22 protein-coding genes are annotated in these 20,529 nt (G+C 63.1%); 21 read left to right on the forward strand and 1 reads right to left on the reverse strand.

The window, feature by feature from the left end:
- The first annotated feature begins 1 nt into the window (after position 1).
- From QQL79_RS05860 to QQL79_RS05880, 5 genes are all read left to right on the forward strand, one after another.
- Complete coding sequence (locus QQL79_RS05860; RefSeq protein WP_284388824.1) at positions 2 to 2,239, forward strand: portal protein; 2,238 nt, start codon at positions 2 to 4, stop codon at positions 2,237 to 2,239.
- 9 nt (positions 2,240 to 2,248) lie between these two features.
- On the forward strand, positions 2,249 to 3,190 hold the full coding sequence (locus tag QQL79_RS05865; protein ID WP_284388826.1) for a hypothetical protein: 942 nt from the start codon (positions 2,249 to 2,251) through the stop codon (positions 3,188 to 3,190).
- A gap of 9 nt (positions 3,191 to 3,199) precedes the next feature.
- The gene (locus QQL79_RS05870) at positions 3,200 to 3,421 is read left to right on the forward strand and encodes a hypothetical protein (protein ID WP_284388828.1); all 222 of its coding nucleotides are present in this window, start codon (positions 3,200 to 3,202) and stop codon (positions 3,419 to 3,421) included.
- A gap of 64 nt (positions 3,422 to 3,485) precedes the next feature.
- The gene (locus QQL79_RS05875) at positions 3,486 to 3,770 is read left to right on the forward strand and encodes a hypothetical protein (RefSeq protein ID WP_284388830.1); all 285 of its coding nucleotides are present in this window, start codon (positions 3,486 to 3,488) and stop codon (positions 3,768 to 3,770) included.
- 63 nt (positions 3,771 to 3,833) lie between these two features.
- On the forward strand, positions 3,834 to 4,157 hold the full coding sequence (locus QQL79_RS05880; protein WP_284388832.1) for a hypothetical protein: 324 nt from the start codon (positions 3,834 to 3,836) through the stop codon (positions 4,155 to 4,157).
- Between the two features lie 2 nt (positions 4,158 to 4,159).
- Here the strand turns inward: QQL79_RS05880 and QQL79_RS05885 are convergent, their stop codons facing one another.
- Positions 4,160 to 4,501: a hypothetical protein gene (locus QQL79_RS05885; RefSeq protein ID WP_284388834.1), complete on the reverse strand. Its 342-nt coding sequence runs from the start codon at positions 4,499 to 4,501 to the stop codon at positions 4,160 to 4,162.
- Positions 4,502 to 4,582: 81 nt separating this feature from the next.
- Here QQL79_RS05885 and QQL79_RS05890 point away from each other — a divergent pair, with 81 nt between their 5' ends.
- The 16 genes from QQL79_RS05890 (at position 4,583) to QQL79_RS05965 (ending at position 20,510) form a co-directional block, all read left to right on the forward strand.
- Positions 4,583 to 6,508 (forward strand): cell wall hydrolase, encoded by a 1,926-nt coding sequence (locus tag QQL79_RS05890; RefSeq protein WP_284388836.1) that lies wholly within the window; start codon positions 4,583 to 4,585, stop codon positions 6,506 to 6,508.
- Between the two features lie 75 nt (positions 6,509 to 6,583).
- On the forward strand, positions 6,584 to 6,976 hold the full coding sequence (locus QQL79_RS05895) for a hypothetical protein (protein WP_284388837.1): 393 nt from the start codon (positions 6,584 to 6,586) through the stop codon (positions 6,974 to 6,976).
- Positions 6,976 to 9,198 carry a fibronectin type III domain-containing protein gene (locus tag QQL79_RS05900; RefSeq protein WP_284388838.1) on the forward strand — a complete coding sequence of 741 codons (2,223 nt, stop codon included), beginning with the start codon at positions 6,976 to 6,978 and terminating at the stop codon, positions 9,196 to 9,198. Before QQL79_RS05895 ends, QQL79_RS05900 begins: the two co-directional genes overlap by 1 nt.
- A gap of 105 nt (positions 9,199 to 9,303) precedes the next feature.
- Entirely contained in the window at positions 9,304 to 10,407 is a 1,104-nt protein-coding gene (locus QQL79_RS05905) for a N4-gp56 family major capsid protein (protein WP_284388840.1), read from the forward strand.
- A 68-nt stretch (positions 10,408 to 10,475) separates the two neighbouring features.
- Complete coding sequence (locus tag QQL79_RS05910; protein ID WP_284388844.1) at positions 10,476 to 10,943, forward strand: hypothetical protein; 468 nt, start codon at positions 10,476 to 10,478, stop codon at positions 10,941 to 10,943.
- Between the two features lie 96 nt (positions 10,944 to 11,039).
- A complete protein-coding gene (locus QQL79_RS05915) occupies positions 11,040 to 11,687 on the forward strand; it encodes a helix-hairpin-helix domain-containing protein (RefSeq protein WP_284388845.1) in 648 nt (215 codons plus the stop codon).
- 6 nt (positions 11,688 to 11,693) lie between these two features.
- Entirely contained in the window at positions 11,694 to 12,401 is a 708-nt protein-coding gene (locus QQL79_RS05920; protein ID WP_284388847.1) for a phage adaptor protein, read from the forward strand.
- The gene (locus tag QQL79_RS05925) at positions 12,401 to 13,024 is read left to right on the forward strand and encodes a phage adaptor protein (protein WP_284388849.1); all 624 of its coding nucleotides are present in this window, start codon (positions 12,401 to 12,403) and stop codon (positions 13,022 to 13,024) included. Before QQL79_RS05920 ends, QQL79_RS05925 begins: the two co-directional genes overlap by 1 nt.
- Entirely contained in the window at positions 13,024 to 14,355 is a 1,332-nt protein-coding gene (locus QQL79_RS05930) for a phage tail protein (protein ID WP_284388851.1), read from the forward strand. The genes QQL79_RS05925 and QQL79_RS05930 overlap by 1 nt, the downstream gene beginning before the upstream one ends.
- A gap of 3 nt (positions 14,356 to 14,358) precedes the next feature.
- Positions 14,359 to 14,994: a DUF4376 domain-containing protein gene (locus QQL79_RS05935; RefSeq protein ID WP_284388853.1), complete on the forward strand. Its 636-nt coding sequence runs from the start codon at positions 14,359 to 14,361 to the stop codon at positions 14,992 to 14,994.
- Between the two features lies 1 nt (position 14,995).
- Positions 14,996 to 15,226 carry a hypothetical protein gene (locus QQL79_RS05940; protein WP_284388855.1) on the forward strand — a complete coding sequence of 77 codons (231 nt, stop codon included), beginning with the start codon at positions 14,996 to 14,998 and terminating at the stop codon, positions 15,224 to 15,226.
- A complete protein-coding gene (locus tag QQL79_RS05945; protein ID WP_284388857.1) occupies positions 15,226 to 16,971 on the forward strand; it encodes a hypothetical protein in 1,746 nt (581 codons plus the stop codon). The genes QQL79_RS05940 and QQL79_RS05945 overlap by 1 nt, the downstream gene beginning before the upstream one ends.
- Before the next feature lies 1 nt (position 16,972).
- Entirely contained in the window at positions 16,973 to 17,227 is a 255-nt protein-coding gene (locus tag QQL79_RS05950) for a hypothetical protein (protein WP_284388859.1), read from the forward strand.
- The gene (locus tag QQL79_RS05955; protein ID WP_284388861.1) at positions 17,224 to 17,685 is read left to right on the forward strand and encodes a GNAT family N-acetyltransferase; all 462 of its coding nucleotides are present in this window, start codon (positions 17,224 to 17,226) and stop codon (positions 17,683 to 17,685) included. Before QQL79_RS05950 ends, QQL79_RS05955 begins: the two co-directional genes overlap by 4 nt.
- A 45-nt stretch (positions 17,686 to 17,730) precedes the next feature.
- Positions 17,731 to 19,143, forward strand: coding sequence for a tail fiber domain-containing protein (locus QQL79_RS05960; protein WP_284388862.1), 1,413 nt, complete (start codon positions 17,731 to 17,733; stop codon positions 19,141 to 19,143).
- An 11-nt stretch (positions 19,144 to 19,154) separates the two neighbouring features.
- The gene (locus tag QQL79_RS05965; RefSeq protein ID WP_284388863.1) at positions 19,155 to 20,510 is read left to right on the forward strand and encodes a hypothetical protein; all 1,356 of its coding nucleotides are present in this window, start codon (positions 19,155 to 19,157) and stop codon (positions 20,508 to 20,510) included.
- Positions 20,511 to 20,529 lie beyond the last annotated feature (19 nt).

The following is a 20,529-nucleotide window of genomic DNA, read 5'->3' on the forward strand; positions in this document are numbered from 1 at the left end:
CATGTTCGATCTCAATGCCGATGATGGTTCTGTCAGCCGCAAGGAATACAAATCCCCGATCCCGGGCGGCGGGCAGGGCGATGGCGCCAAGGCGGTGCCCGTCGCGGAGCTTGATAAGCCCCGGATGGTTCGGCTGCATCATCACCTCATGGGCACCTACACCAAGGAGCTCGACAAGCAGTACGAGAACCGCATGCAGCGGGCCCTTGATGATGATTTCTACGATAATCATCAATGGACCGAAGAAGATATCGCCACGCTCGAGGAGCGCGGGCAAAAGGCCATCGTCTACAACGTCATCTCGGCATCCGTCGATTGGGTGACCGGCACTGAGAAGCGCGCCCGGGCCGATTACAAGATCCTGCCGCGGCGCAAAGAAGACTCGCAACCGGCCCAGCGCAAAAGCGAGCTGATGAAATACCTGTCCGACGTCAACCGGACACCGTTCGATATCAGTCGTGCCTTCGAGGATTCGGTAAAATCCGGGCTGGGCTGGATAGAAGACGCCATCAATGACGAGGGCGATGGTGAGCCGCTCACCGCGCAATACGAAAACTGGCGCAACATGCTGCATGACAGCAGCGCCACCAAGCTCGACCTGACCGATGGCCGGTACATTTTCCGGTCGAAATGGGTAGACCTCGATATTGCCTGCGCCATGTTCAAGAAGCGGCGCGGGATGCTGGAGCAGGCCGCCGCGACCACTGAGGACCTGCTGGGCACCGACGAATATGGCGATGAGGCCATGGACAGCCAGGAAACCATGCTCGAGTACAATAGTGCTCGCGCAGCTGATCGGCTTTCCGGCTATTCCCGCCAGCGCGTCCGCTTGATTGAGGGATGGATACGCCTGCCGCTCGAAACCCAGCGCATCAAGGGCGGCGTGTTCCACGGTGAGCTTTACGACAAGTTTTCGCCCGGCCATGTCGAAGCGCTCAATAGTGGCGAGGCCGAGCTGGTCACCAAGATGACCATGCGCATGCATGTGGCCATCTTCACCACTGCCGGCATGCTCTGGTTCAGTGAATCGCCATATCGGCACAACCAGTTTCCGTTCACCCCGATCTGGGGCAAGCGTCGCGCCGCCGACGGATTGCCCTATGGGATGATCCGGGGCCTGCGCGATATCCAGGAGGATATCAACAAACGCGCTTCCAAGGCGCTGGCCATCCTCAGCAACAACAAAGTCATCATGGAGGAGGGCGCGGTCGAGGACGTCGACGCGCTCATGGAGGAGGTCAGCCGGCCCGATGCCCTGATCGTCACGAAGCCGGGCAAGCGCCTTGACCTTGAAAGCGATCGCGATCTCTCCCAGTACCAGCTCGAGCTCATGTCGCGGAACATCGCGATGATCCAGCAGGCCTCCGGCGTCACCGACGAATTGCTTGGCCGCAAGACCAACGCCACGTCGGGCGTGGCGATCCAGCGCCGGCAGGATCAGGGATCGATGGCCACCGCCATCTATTTCGACAATCTGCGGCTGGGCAGCCAGGTCCGCGGCGAAAAGCTGCTGTCCAATATCGAGCAGTTCGTCAGCGAGAAGAAGGCGTTCCGCATCACCAATATGCGGGGCAATCCCCAATATGTCCGCGTCAATGACGGGCTGCCCGAGAATGATATCGTTCGGTCCAAGGCGGATTATGTCATTACCGACGCCGATTGGCGGGCATCGCTGCGGCAAGCCGCCGTCGACGAGCTACTCGAGCTCATGACCAGGCTGCCGCCACAGGTCTCGCTGCTGCTGCTCGATCTCGTCGTTGAGAACATGGACATTTCCAACCGCGACGAGCTGGTCAAGCGCATTCGCTCCGTCACGGGCCAGCGCGATCCGGATGCCGAAGAGCCGACCGAAGAAGAATTGGCGCAGCAGCAGGCCAAGGCGGAGCTCGACCAGTTCCAGCGCGCCCAGCTAGTGGCCGAGCTGCGCAAGACCATCGCGACGGCCGCGAAGAGCGAGGCCGAGGCCGAGCGCATCGTTGCTCAGCTCGCGGTTACCAAGGTCGATGCGCAGGGCAGGGCGCTGGCAACAGCCGGCGAAACGCTCGCTCTTCCGCCGGCAGCGGCACATATCGCCGATCACATTCTTGCCGAGGCTGGCTTTGCCAGTGCTTCGGATCAGCTCGCGGCTGCCCAGGCCACCGAGCAGCAGGCCGCCGCCCAGCCGCAGCAGCCCATGCCAACCCCACAACCGCCAGCACCCGGACCGGCACCGGGCCTAGGCGCCGCACCTATGCCGTAGGAGGCCATGATGGCTAAGCACCAGTTTACCGAAGAAGAACTGCAATTCCTGACCGAAGAAGAGCGCGCCGGCCTGCTCGACGAAAGCCTTGTCGATGAGGGCGAAATCCCGCTCGATGAAGAAGAGGAGGGCGATGAAGACGACGCGGCGGCCGCTGCCGTTGAAGGCGCGTCCGATGCGGAACCCGTCGCCGAAAAGCCCGACCCAAAGCCAGAAGCTCCGGCCGTGGCGGAAACGCCGGCGGTGGCTCCCGCCGCGGATGCTGCGGCACCGGTCGCCACCGATGAGGCCGAGGCATCGCCACGGCGCGCCGGGTCGGCTTTGCCGGAATACAAGCTGCCGGCGAATTTCGACCAGTCGATGCAGGACCTGCGCAGCCAGAAGGAAGCGCTGGCCCAGCGTTTTGACGATGGCGAACTGACGGCCAAGGAATACAACGCGCAGAACAGCGCGCTGGATGACCAGATGCATGATCTGCGGGACGTGCGCCTCAAAGCCACGATGAGCGAAGAAGCGGTGCGCCATAACTATGTCACCAATGTCGTTCCGGACTGGCTTGCCGATCATACCGAGTATCGCGTGGGCTCCCCGCGCTACAACGCGCTCGATCTCGAAGTGCGGCGCTTCCAGGACCTGGCGCATAGGGAAGGCCGGGATCCCTTCGACCCGCAATTGCTCGACCAGGCCCATGAAATCGTCGCCGCCGATTTCGGCACGCCGGCGGCGCCGAAGGAGGAGCAGCCCAAGACGGATACGCCCCCGGCCAGGACGCCCGCACCGGCCAGCGAGCGGGTCATTCCTCCATCGCTGGGCAGCGTGCCGGCGGCCGATGCCACTGACCTCGAAGAAGGCAGTCGCTTCGCCTATCTCGATCGCTTGCAGGGTGAGGCTTACGAGCAGGCCATGGCTAAGCTGTCCGACGCCGATCGCGACACATATTTGGCATCATAGGAGACCGCCATGGGGCTATTGGCTTTGACGGTTAAGGTGGGCCAGGCGGTGGATATCGCCGGCGTCGCGGTGGTGCGGGTGACGGAAAAGAATGGCCGGCGGGTTGGCCTCCAATTCGCCACCAGCCTCAGCCCCATCACGTTGATACCCACCGGCATCATCCCGCCGCGCTATGTCACCGGCATTACAGGTGACCAGCAGGCTCGGCCGATGCTCGCGCCTGTCGGATAGCCGACGGGCTATCCGGGGCCGTCCGCGTCATTGTTGGGGGCGAGCTGGGAAGGATGATGATCAATTGAGCGAACTAACCGCAATTCCGAGCCCTGCCATTGTTGAGATTAGTGGCAGGTGGCAGATGTGCTTGGTGACCTATCCGTTCGGTGGCAACGGCCCGTGGAACTATATGTTCGAGCGCCCGCCAGAGGGCGTGAAGTTTGTCCATCACGTTGGGGTTTACTTCGGCGAAGATGACCGCGGCAATCACCTCGTCGCCGCTACCTGGATGACGCTCGCGGATGGCTCCGTCCAGCCCACGCACGTCCAGACCTTCAGCAAGGATACTCAGCTAGAGTTCCTGTGAGCTCTCGGCCTTGACGTCGGCAATACGATCCCATCAACCTATGGGGCGGCTTGGGGGGCGTAAATGAACACGAGCTTGGTGGTTGGGTTCGCGGTGGTGGCAGTATTCATCGCCATCGTTGCCTACATTGGCACGCGGCCACAGGTTGTGGGAACAGGTGGGGCGCAGCTTGCCGGGATCAAAACACCTTGGCATCGGCTGTCATCCATGCCTGCGCGCTTAGCCGTCATTGGCATAGTCGCGCTGATTTTCGCGGTGGGCTGGATCACCCGCTATGATGTGACGCCGGCGGCGGCAGGGGATAGTCCTGGCATCGTGTATTTGCTCGATCGCTGGACCGGCGGCGTGACGCTTTGCCATGCCCAGGGCTGCAAGGTCCTGCGATAGGACTATCGGCAATCGCCGGTCGGATACCAAGCGGTATTGATGAAAATGGCAATGCTGGGCTCTTCCGATGGGGTCGCGGCAATCATGAAATAGGGCCAATCAAACCCATCGTCACAAAGCCCGGTCATCACCGGGTTCCCCGGCCCGTTGCCCTTGAGCTGGCAGGTCGTGTCCACGCTGCCGTCGGCATTCAGGACGGTCAGCGCCCCGGGCTGTTGCACCAGCTCGGCACCGCTCTGGTCCATAAAGCGGCATTCGGCCGCTGTTGCAGCCGATATGGCGAGGATCAGGACGATAGTGCTGGTCAGAACGCGGATCATGGGGGAGTTATAGCGCTGCCCCATGCGCTCGCCAAGCGGCGACCATCGGTGTAGTTTACGGCAAACCTGCCGCATGACGTGGCCTCCAATCTTGGACCTATCGTCATGGCATTTACGATCACCCCGCAGGATCGCGACTACCTCACCAGGATCGTCGCGACGGAAGCAGACCACCGCCTGGCCAAGACTGACCCTGATGCCTATCAGCAGCAGGTGGCGGGCATCGTCGACACGGTGCTCAATCGGGTTGTCTCCCCAAGCTACCCCGATACCATCGCCGGCGTGGCTAACCAGTATGGGCAGTTTTCGGCGATCAATGGGCCGACGGGTCGGGACTATACCGTCTGGGGTTCGGTCGAGAAGGTTCCCAATAACGTCGTGCCCGCAGCGGCGAAATCGGCAGTGAACGACTGGGTCAATGCCCGCATAAGCGGCGTGCCCAGCAGTGTCGGCGGCCATCTCAATTACGCCAACCCCAACTTTAGCGACAAAAGCAATCAGGGTTGGATCAAGGCGCTGGACGGGCCGCGCTATGGCAAGGGCAGTTCGGTCCACTACCACGGCACCACAAAGGGTGGGACGCCGGTGGAAGCGGTCATCTCCGGTGATTTCTACAACGGCGATGGCATCAAGCTCCCGCCCGGCGAAATCCCAAACACGGTTGCTACCCAGCTCTCCGTTTTCCCCGATTCCGAACCGCCGAACCCATCTCGCCGGGCCGCTGCGCGCACCAATGCCGTACTGGATTCGCTGCCGCCAATCCCCGCTTCCCGGGTGCAGGGAACAGCGGCCCGGACCCGTGCTGAGCTGGACCGCCCGCGTCCGGTGACCATGTCTCCCGAAATGGCTGCAACCCGGCAGGGCGGGGCACCAAACCCTACTGACGGGGTAAGCCCCGCGGCGCCCTTGGGCGGCATATCGTTCACCCCAGCCGGAAAACCGATCGATCCGGACACCGGGTATCTGATGAGCGAGGACGATCCCCGGTATCCACGCTCTTCGCAGTCGCAGCCCGCGACCTCTCCTGCAGCCAGCCAAGGCGGCAGGCAGCTACCGGTGATTGGACCCACCGGCGTGCCTGCTCGCGCCAATGATATCGGCACCATGCCGTCGCGCCAGCAGGTCATGGGGCTCACAGGGCAGCCGACGACGGCAGGGCCAGGTGCTCCGGCTAGTGCGCCCGGGCTGGCCGGGCCACCGGCTTCCGCGCCCGTCGCCAAAACCGACGCACCGGGCGCTATGCCCCGTTGGGCAGATATGAACACATTTGCCGCCAGTCCCAGCGACATACCGAAATACATAACGGTCACCGAACCGATTCCGCAGCGCGGCGCGGGGGTGAGTGCATCGAGCATCGCCCCGTCCAATGGCAAAATACCGCTGGGCGACGTAGCGCATGGCGGATCCCGTGACGCTGTTGCGAATGCGGCGGCCGGCGCAAAGGCGGCGCAGGATCTGGCAGTCAAAGGGTCGCCGGCGGAGAAAGCACCCAACAAGCCAGCGCCGACCAGGACAATCCAACGGCTCAACCCTGACTGGGTAGCGGCGCAGACAAAGGTTCAGCCTGCGGCCGCGCCGGCACAGCAGCAGCCCAACCTGGTCCAGCAGGGGTTCGACCGGCTGGGCGATCGCTTCGAACAATTCGGCCAGCGCGTCACCGGTCTCGGCGATCGGGCGCGTGAGTTCTTTGGCAATGTGCCCGGTATCGGGAAGTCCAATATTGGCCAAGCCCCGTCGATCATCGAGGGCAGGGTGCGGGAGGGGAGCCCGGCCGTCGCTATCACCAATGGGCAACCCCGCACCGTCAGCCTCGTCCGCACTGAAGGCAGTCCATCACGTTCGTTCGACGCCACCTATCACGAGGGCCAGAACATGGACGTGTACCGCGCCAATCGCGAGGCAACGGGCGAGCCGATCACCCGTCAATCGCTCGACAAGGCGGCCAGCGAGGGCAAAACGCTGGTGAAAGAGGCCGATCCGGTTGATGAGGATGAAGAGGACGATAAGGACAGCGGCAAGAACAGCCGCTAGGTCGCATTGCGCCGTTCCCGATTTTCGCGTATCCAATCGCCATGCGCATGACGTGCACCTGCAATGGAGCTCGTCATGTCCGACCTCACCCGAAATACCGCCAGCGGCGCCTGGATCAAAGACCTCGACATGGGCGACGGCTTCCATGCGGAGCGTGTCGCCGTCGGCAAACAGGTTTTCACACTGCTCGAGGATGCGACTTCGACCGGGCTAGGGGCAGGGCCGGTCACCGGCGGTGATTATCTGTGGCGCGTCGAAGGTGCGTTCGGCGGTGCCACCGCCACTCTGCAATATCTCGGCCTTGATGGGGTGACGTGGTTCGATGCTACGGAAACCGATGGCACCACACCCGTGACCCTGACCGCAAGCGGCGCCAAGCCGGTCGGCATCGCACAGGGCAGTGTCGTGCGGGTCGAGCTGGTTGGTGGCGCTCCCTCCGCTATGAATTCCGTCATCGGCGGTCTCTAATGCGCTCGCGCGCCGTCCGCCATGGCTGGCCGCTGTTGCCAACCAGCAGGCTTTTGAGCCAGGCCATTCCCGGGGCAATTCGCTATGTCGCTCCCGGCGGGCAGGGCTCGGGCGATGGCTCGTCGTGGGACGATGCCGCGCCGCTGGCCAATATCAACATCTCCATCGCCCAGGCCGGCCCGGCCGGCGTCGTGGCGCTGGCAACCCATCTGGGCAACTATACCCAGACCTCGTCCATAACGCTGAACGCCGCCGGCATCGCTGGATACCCTGTGGTGATCACCGGCATGGATGCCGATGGTCTTTTGTCCCCCGCCAACATCGTGGGCAACCGAACGCCGTGGTCCCGTCCGGCAGACGAGAGCGGAAGGGTCGATTCTTCGGCGTTCGGGGGCAATGCCCTGTTCATTGCCGGGGCTGGGATTGGGAACCTTGCCTTCATGAACCTGCGCGCCGAACGGGTAGGGCGGATCATCGATTTCTCGGGCGTCGCGGCCAAGGGTTTCCTGTTCGAAGACATAGAGGGCTTCAATGTCCGCGACGGCTTCTACACCAATAATCTCAGCGCCATTACCGATCTGACCATGCGCCGGGTGAAGGGGACGGGCTTCTCCAAGAAGTTCGTACGCTTCCATGGCGAGTGCCGCGATTGGGTGATCGAGGACTACAGTTTCGATAGCGCGTGGCAGGACAAGGACAATTTCGCCGTCGGCATCGAGTGCAACAATAACGCCCGTGGTCTGATCGTCCGGCGCGGATCGGCCGGGAACGCCCATTCGACCTTGGGGACTTATTTCAACGGCGACGGCATGTCGTCGGAGCGCACCAACCGAGATATTCTGGTCGAGGACTCGATATTCTTCGGCTGCACGGATGGCGGCTTGGACCTCAAATCCGAGGACACCGAAATCCGGCGGGTGACGGCGCGCGACAACAAGCGCAACTTCCGCATCTGGGGCGGCGTCAAAGGCGGGGCAGGGTATACGAAGCCGATCCGCATGGTGGATTGCGTTTCCGAGGATCCGCACGGGCGCGGTGGCGGTTCGGTTCATCACCTCTGGCTCAAGGGCCACGATCTGGTCGCGCAAGGTGGCAGCGTTGATGTCTTGGGCTTCACCGCAACTGGTGGCGACGCCGGCATGGCAGCATTGGAGATTGAGGGTCAGAACGGCACCATGGCCTTCATCGATGCGCCAGATATCATCCTGCCGGTCGGTACCGTCATGCACAATTCGCTCGAGGCAGGGTCGGTCATCACGGGCATCCCGGACGAGCCCATGGCGCCTGCGCAGTTCACGGCGCCGCAATGGACGCTGACCCCGAACAATGTTTCGGGCCAGTTGGTGGCGAACATCCTTTCGCGGCCCGGCGATGGCGGGTCTGCCATCACTGTTCTGCAATATCGGCTCGACGGTGGGGCGTGGGTGACCATGGCGGGAACCGGGACCGGCCCGCGTGTGCTTTCCGGCCTGACCAATGACGTTGAATATGCTGGACAAGTTCGGGCCGGCAATGCCGCCGGGTTCGGCGAGCCGAGCGATATCAAGTTGGCCACGCCGGTCTATGTCGCGCCCGAGATCGTGCGGCTGGCTTTTGACGGTTCGGCGCTTAATCCTGGCGACACGCCGGTTGATACCGCTGTTGGCGCCCCAGCCATGGTGCTGCGCGGTACTGCCGCCGTGGTGGCGGGAGGCATCCAGTTTGGGGGGCAGAACAACTACATCGAATTCCCGAACCGCGAAGGCTTCACCTTCGATGGCCTATTCACCATCAAGATCCGGGTCACCAAAGCGAACTGGAATCGCAACGGTGAGGACTTCATCTTTACGTTCTGGAACACAAGCGGCAATCAGCGCGCATGGATGATTTCCACCAAGCCCGACAACAAGCTTTATGCCCGCTTCTGCCCAAATGCGGGCGGCTCGGGGAATATCGTCGATACTGTGGCCAACGGTTCGGCCCCTTCTCCAATCCCGGCCGGCCAGCGTGAGCTGATGATGGACCGGGACGCGGACGGTTATATCCGCATGTATGTCGATGGCGTCATGGTCGGCAAAACCGCCGCGCCAGTTGTTGGCCCGAATGTGAACAACGGCACCAACTTTGCTCGCGTCTCGGGCTCCACCACCGGCAATTCCGACCCCGGGCCGTCGATCCTGCACGTCCTCGAAATTCGCAAGGGCGAGGCCCTTTGCGGCTCGGATGCCGGCTATACGCCATAGCCCAGAAGACGGCCAATAAAGCAACATTGCGTGGCGGCCCGATTTCGCATATGAATTCGTCAGTTGCGCATGACGTGCACGATCCTCAACCAGGAGATGCACGTCATGGCCGGTCCCACGACCATTCCGTTCGGCGATCCGAAAGCGGCCAAAAAGTGGTCGGGTTCGCTCTTTATCGACATCACCAAGAAGTCGTACTTCGATCGCAAGTTCACCGGCGAAAGCCAGAACCATGTGATCCAGCGCCTGACCGACCTTGAGTCGGCAGCCGGTGACACCATCACCTTCGACCTCTCGGTGCAGCTGCGCCAGAAGCCCACCTATGGCGACAATCGCCTCGAGGGCAAGGAAGAAAGCCTGCGCTTCTTCACCGACCAGGTGAGCATCGACCAGATGCGCCACGGCGTCAGTGCCGGCGGCAAGATGAGCCGCAAGCGCACGGTGCACAATACCCGCACCATCGCTCGCGACCGTCTCTCCGACTATTGGTCGAAGTTCATCGACGAGATGAATTTCATCTACCTGTCGGGCGGGCGCGGCATCAACGAGGACTTCACCGAAGCGGTCACCTGGGCCGGGCACGCCCAGAATGCCATTCAGGCCCCCGATGCCGGGCACATCCTCTATGGCGGCGCGGCCGAGTCCAAGGCCACGCTCACGGCCAACGACAAGATGACCCGCGCTGTCATCGAGCGTGCCGGTGTCGCCGCGAAGATGATGCGCGCGCTGGATCCGACCACCGCCAACATGCAGCCGGTGCTGATCAACGGTGAATCGCACTACGTCCTGCTGATGAACGAGTTCCAGGCCTACGACCTGCGCACCGGCGATACCGCGGGCTGGCTCGACATGCAGAAGGCCGCCGCGACCGCCGAAGGCCGGAACAATCCGATCTTCAAGGGCGGTCTGGGCATGCTGAACGATACCGTTCTGCACAGCCATGAAAGCGCGATCCGCTTCAACGACTACGGCGCTGGCGGGGACGTCAAGGCCGGGCGTGCGCTGTTCATGGGCCGCCAGGCCGGTGTCGTGGCCTACGGTTCGACCGGCGGGCTGCGCTTCACCTGGACCGAAGAGGAAAAGGACCACGGCAACGAAAATGTCGTGGCTGCCGGCGTGATCATTGGCGTGAAGAAGACCCGCTTCAACGACAAGGATTTCGGCATTCAGTCCATCGACACGGCCTCGAAGAACCCCAACGCGACCTAGTGCGCTATCCGATCCGCGCCTGCGCCGATCACGGCGCAGGCCTTGCAAGCATGTGACAGGAGCCTGCCATGGCCATCACCCAGAGCCTCTACGCCAAGGGCGGCGAACCGCTCCCTTACCCCAGCGACGCCGGTGCGGTGGTCGCCAAACGGTTTTCCTTCCTCATGACGCCAGCTATCCTCGCTGCCGCCGGCGATATCGTCGAACTGGCCTGTATCCCGGTGGGCTGCCGTCCCATCGACGTGATCCTCGACAGTGATGATCTCGACACCAACGGCGCCCCTACGCTCACCATCGACGTCGGCGTTATGTCCGGCAAGTTCGGTGACCAGGCGCAGGACCGGACCTGCGGCAATGAATTCTTCGCTGCCTCCACCGTCGGCCAGGCCGGCGGCGTGGCCCACCCGACGAAGAAGGAGGCGTATCGCGTCCCGGCAGCCTCCGGCGAACGCTCCATCGGCCTCAAGATCGCCGCCGCTGCCGCCACGGCTGCTGGCGGCACTGTTGGCCTCACCGTTCTCCTCGCCACCGAGTAACGCGGCAACTCGCAACGAGGGGGCAGGGCGAGGCGCCAATCTCCTCCCGGCGCCTCGCCTTTTCACATTTCATCCAATGTCCGAGGAACGACCGCTATGCCTCTGATCCAATGCCTTCCCGGCCCCACCGAAACCACCGTTGGTGGCGACACCTATGTGTTCACTCTCGATCGCGAGCGTCGTGCCGTTGCCCAGGTGCACAATCTGGTCCATGTCCAATGCCTGCTGGCCGTGGTGCATTATAAGGAAGTCGAGCCGCTGGCCGAGCCCAAGCCGCCCGCCGTTCCCGCTGATATCGTCGTGCCGCCCCCGCCGACCGCGACAGTGATCCCCGCACCCCTGATCCCTGCTCCGGTCCCGGTGGTGCCGCCAGCACCAGCCGTACTGACCGCCGACGAGCGCGCTGCCCTCTACGGTGGCGTGGTCAATCCGCCCGTCAGCGAGATACCGCCGCCCGCAAAGCCCCCGATCGAGCCGCCTGAGACGAACCCGCCGGCGGAGCCCCCACCGGCAGCGGAGCCGCCAGCGCCCGACAACCTCGAGCTGATCGGTGGTGTCGGTCCATCCGTCGCCGCGAAGCTGAACGGCGCCGGCATTACGACCTTCGCGCAGATCGTGGCGCTGGACGCCACAGCAATCGAAAAGCTCAACACCGACCTCGACCTGCGCGGCAGCATTGTGCGCAACGACTGGATCGGTCAGGCCAAGGAACTGATCGCCGAAAAGGCGCAGCAGCAGGAATAGCGAGCCATGCGGACCGGCGCTGAAATAATGCGGGACGCCGGTATCCTTCTCAATGACGAGAAGCATACCCGCTGGTCGCTCCCCGAACTGTGCGGCTGGATCAATGAGGCCAGCCGCGCAATCGTGTTGGGCAAGCCCTCCGCCAAAACCCACACCCGCACGCTCCAATTGGAGGCCGGGACAAAACAAAACGTGGCGGCCGTTTCCGGTCTGCCGACCCCCATTGCGCTGGTCGAGGTTGTGCGGAACGTGGCAGGGCCGGCCGAGCCTCTCGTCGGCGGCCGCACCGTGCGTGCCACCAGCCGGACCATCCTCGATGCGCAGGATCCTTACTGGCATGTCGCGGACCGCGTGCCGTTCCGCAAGGAAGTCCGCCATATCGTTTACGAGGAGCAACTGCCCCTCGAATTCTACGTCTATCCGGGCAATGACGGCACGGGGTTTGTTGAGGCCATCGTCTCCCACGTGCCCGCCGCGCTGGTGGCCACCGGTGCCGATGATGCACTGACCTCCTATGCGGCCGAGATCGACCTGGCGGAGCCCTATAGCGTTCCCATTCTCGACTACGTGCTGTTCCGGTGCCAGTCGAAGGATGACACGGCGGCCATGCCGGGCCGGGCATCGGTGCATTACCAGGCTTTCGCTTCTGCCATTGGCCTCAAAATTCAGGTTGAGGGTGCTAGCAGCACCAATTCGCGCAGGAGTGGGCCGTAATGCGCGACCTGGACGAGCTGCTGCCCAAGGTGATGCCATTGGCGCCGAGCTGCCCGGAACCGGTGGCGCTGCGCTATCTGCGCAATGCTGCGCGTGAGTTTTGTGCGACTACCAAGCTCTGGCGGGAATGGGATACCGTTGTTCTGACGGCGCCGGAGTTTCAGGCCCTGCCGACCATCCCCGATGCTCGCATCATCGAGATCGAGGAAGGTCGCATCGATGGCGGCCCCAAGATCGAGCCCCGTACCGTCCTTTGGCTTGATGATCATTATCCCGGCTGGGCCGATGAGACCGAGGCCGGTCCGGCCCGGTTCATTACGCAGATTCAGCCCAACACCATTTCGGTCTATCCACGCCAGGCCGGCACCCTCAAGGCGCGCCTCGTGCTGCAGCCGTCGGACACTGCGCTGGAAATCCCCGATTTCCTGATTGAGGACCATGGCGAGGCCCTGGGCCGCGGCGCCGCCGGGCGCATCCTGCTGCTGCCCAGCACCGAATATACCAATCCCCAGCTTGGCGCGGCCTATGTCGCCGAATGGCAGGGCATTCTCGATCGCTGGCAGACCAAGGCCCGCAAGGGTCAGCAAGGCGCGCGCCTGCGTACCAAGGGGAGCTACCTCTGATGCCCCAACTGCTGCTTTCCAACAATGCGACTTCCACGTTGGCGGCGAACCTTTCCAATGTCGCCACCACTCTTGCGGTGCAATCGGGGCATGCCGCTTTGTTCCCCGCGCTGGGGGCAGACCAGTGGTTCCCGGTCACTGTCGTGGATGCCGCGGGCAATCTGGAAATCATGCGCTGCACGGGGCGCAGTGGCAGCACGCTGACCGTTGTGCGCGGCCAGGAGGGTACGGCCGCCAAAGCGTTCAATGCAGGTGCTCGGGTGGACCTTCGGCTGACCGCTGCCGCGTTCGGGACGCGCCTTGATGACTATGCTCTAGCGGCGCCCACAGCGAAGGCTACGCTTGTCGACAACGACCAGTTTCCATTGCTGGACAGTGAGGCCGGCAACGAGCGAAAGAAGACCCTTTGGTCCACGGTGAAGGCAGGCGTTTGGGGGGCGCTCGGGGCTCTGATCAACGCCGGGGTAGCGAAGGCGGCACCCGTCGATGCCGATGCTATCGCGCTTATGGACAGCGCCGACGCCAACAAGACCAAGAAGTTGACATGGCTGGCCCTTAAGGCCGGTGTCTGGGCTGCTTTCGGCGCCCTCATCGCGAGCGGGACCGCCAAAACGACGCTTGTGGACAGCGACGCTTTCGCAGTGATGGACAGCGCCGATGCCAACAAGACGAAGAGCGTCAACTGGGCCTATGTCAGAGGCGCGCTGGAGCCTGCGATAGGGCAGGTGATCGAGTTTACGGGCGATGCCCTGCCGCCGAAATGTATCTGGCCCGCTGGTCAGAACATTAGCCGCACGACCTATGCCGCATACTTCGCTGCGGTTGGCACTAAGTACGGCGCGGGCAATGGCTCGACCACCTTCGGTGTCCCCGATTATCGCGGGCGGGCGCGCGCAGGCCGTGACGACATGGGCGGCACTCCTGCAAATAGGCTGACGGCTGCCGGCGGAATCGCGGGCACCACTCTTGGCGCCGTTGGCGGTGCGGAGACGGTCGCGCTAACGACAAATCAGATGCCCGCGCACCAGCATGCCGGCAGCACAAGCGGCTATTCACACGCCCACAGCGGATCGACTTCCGTGGACGGTAACCATCAGCACGGCATGACGCTGAACAACCAGACCTCGTCGGGCGCCTGGCCCCGTGCCACCAATCAGGGCGGCACGGCGGGTTTCCTCACCGATTTTGCCGGCTCCCACGCTCACACATTTGGAACCTCCACGGACACGCATTCTCACAGCTTTACTACCGACACCCGAGGAAGTGGCGCGGCGCATCCCAACTTGCAGCCAACCATGATCATGAATTTCGCTATCTTTGTGGGGGTTTAGGCCATGCCCATTGTCTCGCGTCAGGTCATTGCAGAGTTTGGTTCGGCGGAGGCGTTTGCCAATGCCGTTTCTGGCTTCGCCCAGGCACTGGAAAACCACAAACTCACCGAGGACGTGCCCGCTCCAACCGCGCCGTGGATCGTTGAGCTTATCGTTCGGAACCATGGCGGCGAGTACGAAATCGAGCCAATCCCTCCCGGCGAGGAGCCGGTCGAGGAGCCGGCGCCCCCAACGCTGGAAGAGCTGAGGGCTATCAAGCTTGCCGAGCTCGCCAATTGGCGCTTCATCGTCGAAACAGCCGGCGTCGAAATTGGCGGCGTTTTAGTGCGTACCGACCGTCAGACAAGTGCGATAATTACGGCCGCCTATGTCAAGGCGCTGCAGAATCCCGACTATGTCGTGGCGAACTGGAAAGTCGCCGACGGCGTCTTTGTGACACTGGACGCCGCGACCATCTTCGTTATCGCCGAGGCAGTGAGCACACACGTTCAGCGCTCATTCGACCATGAGGCGTATCTGACGGGCCTGCTGCTGACCGCGTCGTCGATCGAGGCGATCAACGCCATAGACTTGGCCGCTGGCTGGTTCCCTGCGGACACGCCGCCGCCGATGGAGCCACCGGTCGAGGAGGAACCCTGAAATGTCCTCTTCCGCGGAAGGTGATGGCTGCACGGGCTTTCAGTGGCTCGAGGCGCATTTCCCGATCAGGGCATGCTGCGACGTACATGACGCCGGCGGAAGCGACGGCACGTTGCTCGATTGCCTGGCGGCGGCCACGCCTGATTGGGCCCTGCCCATCGTCGTGCTTTGCGTGTTCCTCATGGTCGTTTTCCGCCCGCTCTACCAGTGGCTCAAGGCGAGGGCAAAGTAATGGCGGCCATCAAGATCATGGGTTTTCGCGGTGCCCAGCCTCGCGTGCTGCCACGCATGCTGCCCGATGCCGGCGCGCAGGCGGCGATCAATTGCCGACTCGATGATGGTGGCCTGACGCCGATCCACCGGCCCATGCTCAAGGAGCTGATCTCCAGCGCGGACCACCTGACCATCTATCGTCATGTGGGATCATGGCTGAGCTGGGCCACCGTCGTTGATGCAGCGCCGGGTCCGGTCGACGACGAGCGTCTCTATTATACTGGGGACGGTGCGCCCAAGATGCTCAAGGCTGGTACGGTCTATGATCTTGCCGTGCCCCGGCCGACCGTCGCCTTGACCGCAACATTGGGCGGCGCTGGTAGCGGCGATACCGTCACCCGGGCCTATGTCTATACGTGGGTGACCGATTTCGGTGAAGAGTCCGAACCCAATCCCGCCAGCAATCTGATCGACTGGAAACCGGGGAACACGGTCACGCTTTCGGGGTTCGCGTCGGCGCCGGCGGGGCGAGCGATCACCAAGCAGCGGATATACCGCTCACAGACCGGCCAGAGCGGAACCTATCTCTATTTCATTGCAGAGCGTTCCGCGACCAATGCGAATTTCAGCGACACCGTGGCGGTGGATGCCTTCGCCGAACCGCTGCCGTCCGCCGACTGGAATGCGCCGCCGGACAACCTCAGCGGCCTGACGGTAATGCCCAATGGCATGATGGCCGCTTTCTCGGGACGAAAGGTCTATTTCTGCGAACCGTGGCATCCGCACGCCTGGCCTGAGAAGTATGTGCTCACCGTCGAAAGCGATATCGTCGCGCTGGGGGCGATTGGCACGTCCCTGATCATATTGACCACGGCGAAACCCTATTTCGCCATGGGCTCGACGCCGGACACGATGCAGATGACTAAGCTGGAGGTGAACTGGCCCTGTCTCAATAAACGGGCAGTAGTCGACCTTGGCTTTGCCATCGCATTCCCGACATGGGACGGGCTGGCGATCGCGCTGGCGGACGGATCGGTGCAGCTTGTGACCAATCTTCTGTTCAACCGCGATACCTGGCAGCGGCAATCCCCGGCCACGATGGTGGCGGCGCAGCTGTCCGGCCGATATGTCGGCTTCTACGACACGCTGACCAGCGATGATGAAGTCCTAGCCGGCGCCATGCTGATCGAGGCGGGCCAGGCTCCATTCCTAATCAATTCGTCGGCCATGGCTTCGGCCACATATTATGACGAGGAGGAAGGCGCGCTGTATTTCCTGCGCAAGGGCACCGATCAGATTTGGCGCTTTGATGACCCCGAGGCAGCGCGCGACTATCAGTACTGGCGCAGCAAGGCCTTTGTCTTACCCCAGCCCGACAATTTCGGGGCGCTGCTTGTCGATTCCGATACTTCCCTGACGCCGGAAGAGGCCGCTGCGGCGGCCGATGCACTGGAACTGCTCATTGCCGAGAACGAAGCACTGATCGCGGCGGGCAGCATCCTGGGAGACCTTAATGCGGCGCCGCTCAATCGCGTCGCATTCGCCGGCGATATTCTCCACCCGCTCGTGCTCAGCGACGAGGTGCTCACGGTCGGGGTTTATGCTGATGGTGTCCGGGTCGCTGAGATCACCACCAGTGGCCGTCCCGAGCGCCTGCCGGGTGGCTTTAAGGCCCGGACGTGGGAGATCGACGTCTATGGTGATGTGAGCGTCAGCAACATTGTCATGGGCCGCACCATGGCCGATATCGTGGCAGCAGGCTGACATGGCGCTCGGAACCGATCAGCTCGTTGAGAAGATCGAAACCTTGGACGGGGCGCGGCCGCGCGCCAAGCGCAAGGCCGCCGTCCGTATCGAGGATATTGCCGCTCTGCTCGCAGTGGAGCCTCAGATGCAGGCCAAGGCCGCGGCCGGGGCAACGCCGACCAAGCAGGAATACGACGCCTTGCTGGCCGATACCGCCAAGTTGCAGCAGCGACTGCTGGCGGTGGCCGAGGCTTTGCGGGCGCGCTTGGTGTGACGCGCGCCCTTCGGTACCACGGACCGGAAGAGATGATTGCTTGGGCGGAAGCCGTTATCGGTTGCCAGTTCCGGCCCGATGCCCGGGCCATTGGGCTGACCCGAAGCGGTGCGCTGATTGCGGTGGTGGTGTTCGACACATTCGGGCCCATGGAATGCATGGTCAGTGTCGCAGCGGAACAGGGCAGGGCCTGGCTGAACCGCGCCTTCATCGCAGCGGTGGCCAGCTATGTTTTCCTGCAATGCGCTTTTCCCCGGATCACCTGCACAATTTCGGACAACAATGCTGCCTCAAAGCGGTTCTGTGAGCATTTCGGCTGTTCGCTCGAGGGGCGGAAACGGGGGGCCGGCCCCAACGGCGAGGACATGCTGATATATGGCCTACTCCGCCGGGAATGCGCATGGATCCCGAAGACTTTGATGGTGCCGTCTCGCCAATTGGGCCAAGGGACGGTATAACAGCCTTGTTCCGCGCATGATGCGCTCTCGATAGGGGGTAACGTCATGAGCGGTGGTGCGGGCAGTGCGCCGACTCCGAGCAGCCAGATTGCAGATTTCGCGAACAAGCAGGCAGAGCTTGGTGCGAGCTGGCTGAACTTCTCGAAAGAGAGCTTTGCCGTTTCGACGGCCCGGCAGGCCGAGATCGATGCGTTGACCAAGCAGGTGGCGCAATCGCAGATCGCCCTTGCGAATGACAACGCCGCCTACACCAAGCAGATCACCGACAAGCAGATGGCCATGGCCGAAGAGCAGATGGCTCTCGGCAAACAGGTCACCGCAAAGCAGCTCGAGCAGGCGGATTATCTCGACCAGATCGCGAAAGAAGACCGTGAGCGGTACAACACCGTCTTCAAGCCGATCGAAGACCAGTTCGTAAACGAGGCCTCCAACTATGCCACCGAAGAGCGGCAGGACGCCGCGGCGGCCGAGGCCATGGCGGACGTCCAGACCGCTGCCTCCAGCGCTCGTGGAACGGCGCTGCGGCAGGCGACGGCGATGGGGATCAATCCCACATCTGGCCGTTATGCCGGCATTGACCGTGCGGGCGAGCTTGGTGGAGCTCTGGCCACGGCCGGAGCGGCCAATTCGGCACGGTCCACGGTGCGCGACAAGGGGTTGGCGCTCAAGGCCGATGTGGTCAATCTCGGCAAGGGCCTGCCCACCCAGTCGGCACAGGCCACGGCCATGGGGCTCAACGCCTCGTCCAATGCCCTCAGCGGCTCGACGGCGACAACCGGGTTGGGGCTGGGCGCCGGCAATGCCGCGATCAGCAACAACAGCAATGCCGTCGGTCTCGGCATGGGCGCGCAATCGTCGGCTCTGACCGGCCTGCTGGGCGCCAACAATGCATATCTGAACAGCACCAGCCAGATGAACACAGGCTATGGCGGTGCCATTTCCGGCTATGGCGGCGCGGCCAGCACCTTCAACAATCTCTTCAACAGCCAGTTGCAAGCCTATCAAACCAAGGCAAATCAGAGCAACAGCACATGGGGCGGCATCGGCCAGGCCATCGGGTTGGGCGCCGGGCTCATCTTCTCTTCCGAAGAATGGAAGGAGGACAAGGAGCCGATCGAAGAGGGCGCGGCCCTCGATGCGGTCAATGAAATGCCGGTCGAGAGCTGGAAATATAAGGAGGGGGTTGCCGATGGCGGCGAGCATGTCGGGCCCTATGCCGAAGATTTCCACCAGGCGACCGGGCAGGGCGACGGCAAGACCATCCCCGTGCAGGACGCTATCGGCCTCACCATGAAGGCCGTGCAGGATCTCGACGTGAAGGTCAACAAGATCGCCGACGCCATCGTCGGGCTGGGCGGCGCCGCGCCAAAGGTGTCGCCGCTGCGCAAGGCCAAGCCGATGGAGGCCGAGGCGGCAGGTGCTGCCATGCCCGGCCTCGGCATGCGGCGCGCGGCATAGGGAGGTAGGCGATGCTCGGTTTTGGTCTTGGCGGCTTCATTGATGGGTTTCAGACCGGCTACGGGTTGCAGCAGCGGAAGGAAGACCGCGAAATCGCTGCCGAAGACCGGAAACTGCGGCTGGAGGATCGTGCGCTGGAGCGCAAATGGGCCGAGGAAGATCGCGCCTACACGCAGGAGGAGCGCGCTTTTCAGCGATCTGAGCGCGCCCGTGCCCAGGAAAGCCGCGAGGCGATCAACACCATTCAGGACGAAGCCCGCGAAAAGTTCACCGAAGGGGTTAAGGGCGGCACCTATGACCCTGCTCAGTTTGATAAATTCTGGACCGAATATGCCATGCCGCGCATGCGGAATGAGCTGCTGCTGCAGGGCAACATCGAAGGGGCAGACGCTCTCCAAAAGTGGGGAGACAGTCAGGCCGCCAAGGAGGGGGGCCGGCTCTTCTCGTCGGCCTTGTTCAAGGCGCAGAGCGGGGATCCTGGCGGCGCGCTGGATGATGTCATCAAAGCCGGCAAGCTGCGGGGCTATATCGCCGGCGACTTCGACATTGGTGAAAAAGACCCGATCATGGACGAGGCCGGTAACCTGCTGGGCTATCGGCTGACCATTACCGGCGGCGATGGGAACGAGCTGGTGCAGGATATCGCGCTGGACGATCTGCCCACCATCATTTCCAGCTTCGCCAACCCCGAGGCGGCATGGCAGTCCCAGATGGCGGCGCGGGCATCGGAAGGCGTGCGCAAGACGGAGCTCGAAGACTACGAGGCCAAGAAGGAAATCGACGCCCGGCACAGCGGCAAGGATGAATCCGCCGACGCCAAGCGCCGGACGGATGCCATCAAGGTGTTGCGCGAGCGGCTCTCTGGCGATTTGCTGGGGGACGGTGCCACGCCATTCGATGAGCTTTCGCGCGACGAGCAGGAAGAGCTGATCCAGAACGAAATGGACTTGCAGGCCGGCGCGTCACGGCCCCGGGCACCTGCGCCACAGGTTATCGTTGATCGTCAGTCCGGGCAGGTCCTCAACCCGCCTCCTGCATCACCAGCGGGCCAGCCCACGGGGTTGGGGACGGTTCCGACCACGACGCCTGCCGCGGCGAGCGCACCGGGGCTGGGCAGCGCGCCGGCACCGGCGCAGAAGCCCTATACCGAACCGGCCGTTCTCAATGGTCAGGTCGACGAAGGGCTTGCCGTTCCCGGCAAGCGCCAGGTCGTGGACACGGCCGCGCAGATGCTGGTTGAGGGCAAGCCGCCGCAGGAGGTCGCCCGAATGCTGACCGCGACCGGTGTCGAGCAATCGCAATGGCCGCCCGGCCTGCTGCGGGTCCTCAATTCGGGCGCACCAACCGGTCTGGCACAGGCTCAATAGCTAGCTGCGCGGTGGGTCT

This window comes from Devosia yakushimensis (genome assembly GCF_030159855.1).
GTDB lineage: Bacteria > Pseudomonadota > Alphaproteobacteria > Rhizobiales > Devosiaceae > Devosia > Devosia yakushimensis.

Bases quoted from the DNA above. Each gene is read 5' to 3' on its own strand.
- QQL79_RS05860 (WP_284388824.1), top strand. From the start codon at position 2: ATGTTCGATCTCAATGCCGATGATGGTTCTGTCAGCCGCAAGGAATAC.
- QQL79_RS05865 (WP_284388826.1), top strand. From the start codon at position 2,249: ATGGCTAAGCACCAGTTTACCGAAGAAGAACTGCAATTCCTGACCGAA.
- QQL79_RS05870 (WP_284388828.1), top strand. From the start codon at position 3,200: ATGGGGCTATTGGCTTTGACGGTTAAGGTGGGCCAGGCGGTGGATATC.
- QQL79_RS05880 (WP_284388832.1), top strand. From the start codon at position 3,834: ATGAACACGAGCTTGGTGGTTGGGTTCGCGGTGGTGGCAGTATTCATC.
- QQL79_RS05885 (WP_284388834.1), bottom strand. From the start codon at position 4,501: ATGGGGCAGCGCTATAACTCCCCCATGATCCGCGTTCTGACCAGCACT.
- QQL79_RS05890 (WP_284388836.1), top strand. From the start codon at position 4,583: ATGGCATTTACGATCACCCCGCAGGATCGCGACTACCTCACCAGGATC.
- QQL79_RS05895 (WP_284388837.1), top strand. From the start codon at position 6,584: ATGTCCGACCTCACCCGAAATACCGCCAGCGGCGCCTGGATCAAAGAC.
- QQL79_RS05900 (WP_284388838.1), top strand. From the start codon at position 6,976: ATGCGCTCGCGCGCCGTCCGCCATGGCTGGCCGCTGTTGCCAACCAGC.
- QQL79_RS05905 (WP_284388840.1), top strand. From the start codon at position 9,304: ATGGCCGGTCCCACGACCATTCCGTTCGGCGATCCGAAAGCGGCCAAA.
- QQL79_RS05910 (WP_284388844.1), top strand. From the start codon at position 10,476: ATGGCCATCACCCAGAGCCTCTACGCCAAGGGCGGCGAACCGCTCCCT.
- QQL79_RS05915 (WP_284388845.1), top strand. From the start codon at position 11,040: ATGCCTCTGATCCAATGCCTTCCCGGCCCCACCGAAACCACCGTTGGT.
- QQL79_RS05920 (WP_284388847.1), top strand. From the start codon at position 11,694: ATGCGGACCGGCGCTGAAATAATGCGGGACGCCGGTATCCTTCTCAAT.
- QQL79_RS05925 (WP_284388849.1), top strand. From the start codon at position 12,401: ATGCGCGACCTGGACGAGCTGCTGCCCAAGGTGATGCCATTGGCGCCG.
- QQL79_RS05930 (WP_284388851.1), top strand. From the start codon at position 13,024: ATGCCCCAACTGCTGCTTTCCAACAATGCGACTTCCACGTTGGCGGCG.
- QQL79_RS05935 (WP_284388853.1), top strand. From the start codon at position 14,359: ATGCCCATTGTCTCGCGTCAGGTCATTGCAGAGTTTGGTTCGGCGGAG.
- QQL79_RS05940 (WP_284388855.1), top strand. From the start codon at position 14,996: ATGTCCTCTTCCGCGGAAGGTGATGGCTGCACGGGCTTTCAGTGGCTC.
- QQL79_RS05945 (WP_284388857.1), top strand. From the start codon at position 15,226: ATGGCGGCCATCAAGATCATGGGTTTTCGCGGTGCCCAGCCTCGCGTG.
- QQL79_RS05950 (WP_284388859.1), top strand. From the start codon at position 16,973: ATGGCGCTCGGAACCGATCAGCTCGTTGAGAAGATCGAAACCTTGGAC.
- QQL79_RS05960 (WP_284388862.1), top strand. From the start codon at position 17,731: ATGAGCGGTGGTGCGGGCAGTGCGCCGACTCCGAGCAGCCAGATTGCA.
- QQL79_RS05965 (WP_284388863.1), top strand. From the start codon at position 19,155: ATGCTCGGTTTTGGTCTTGGCGGCTTCATTGATGGGTTTCAGACCGGC.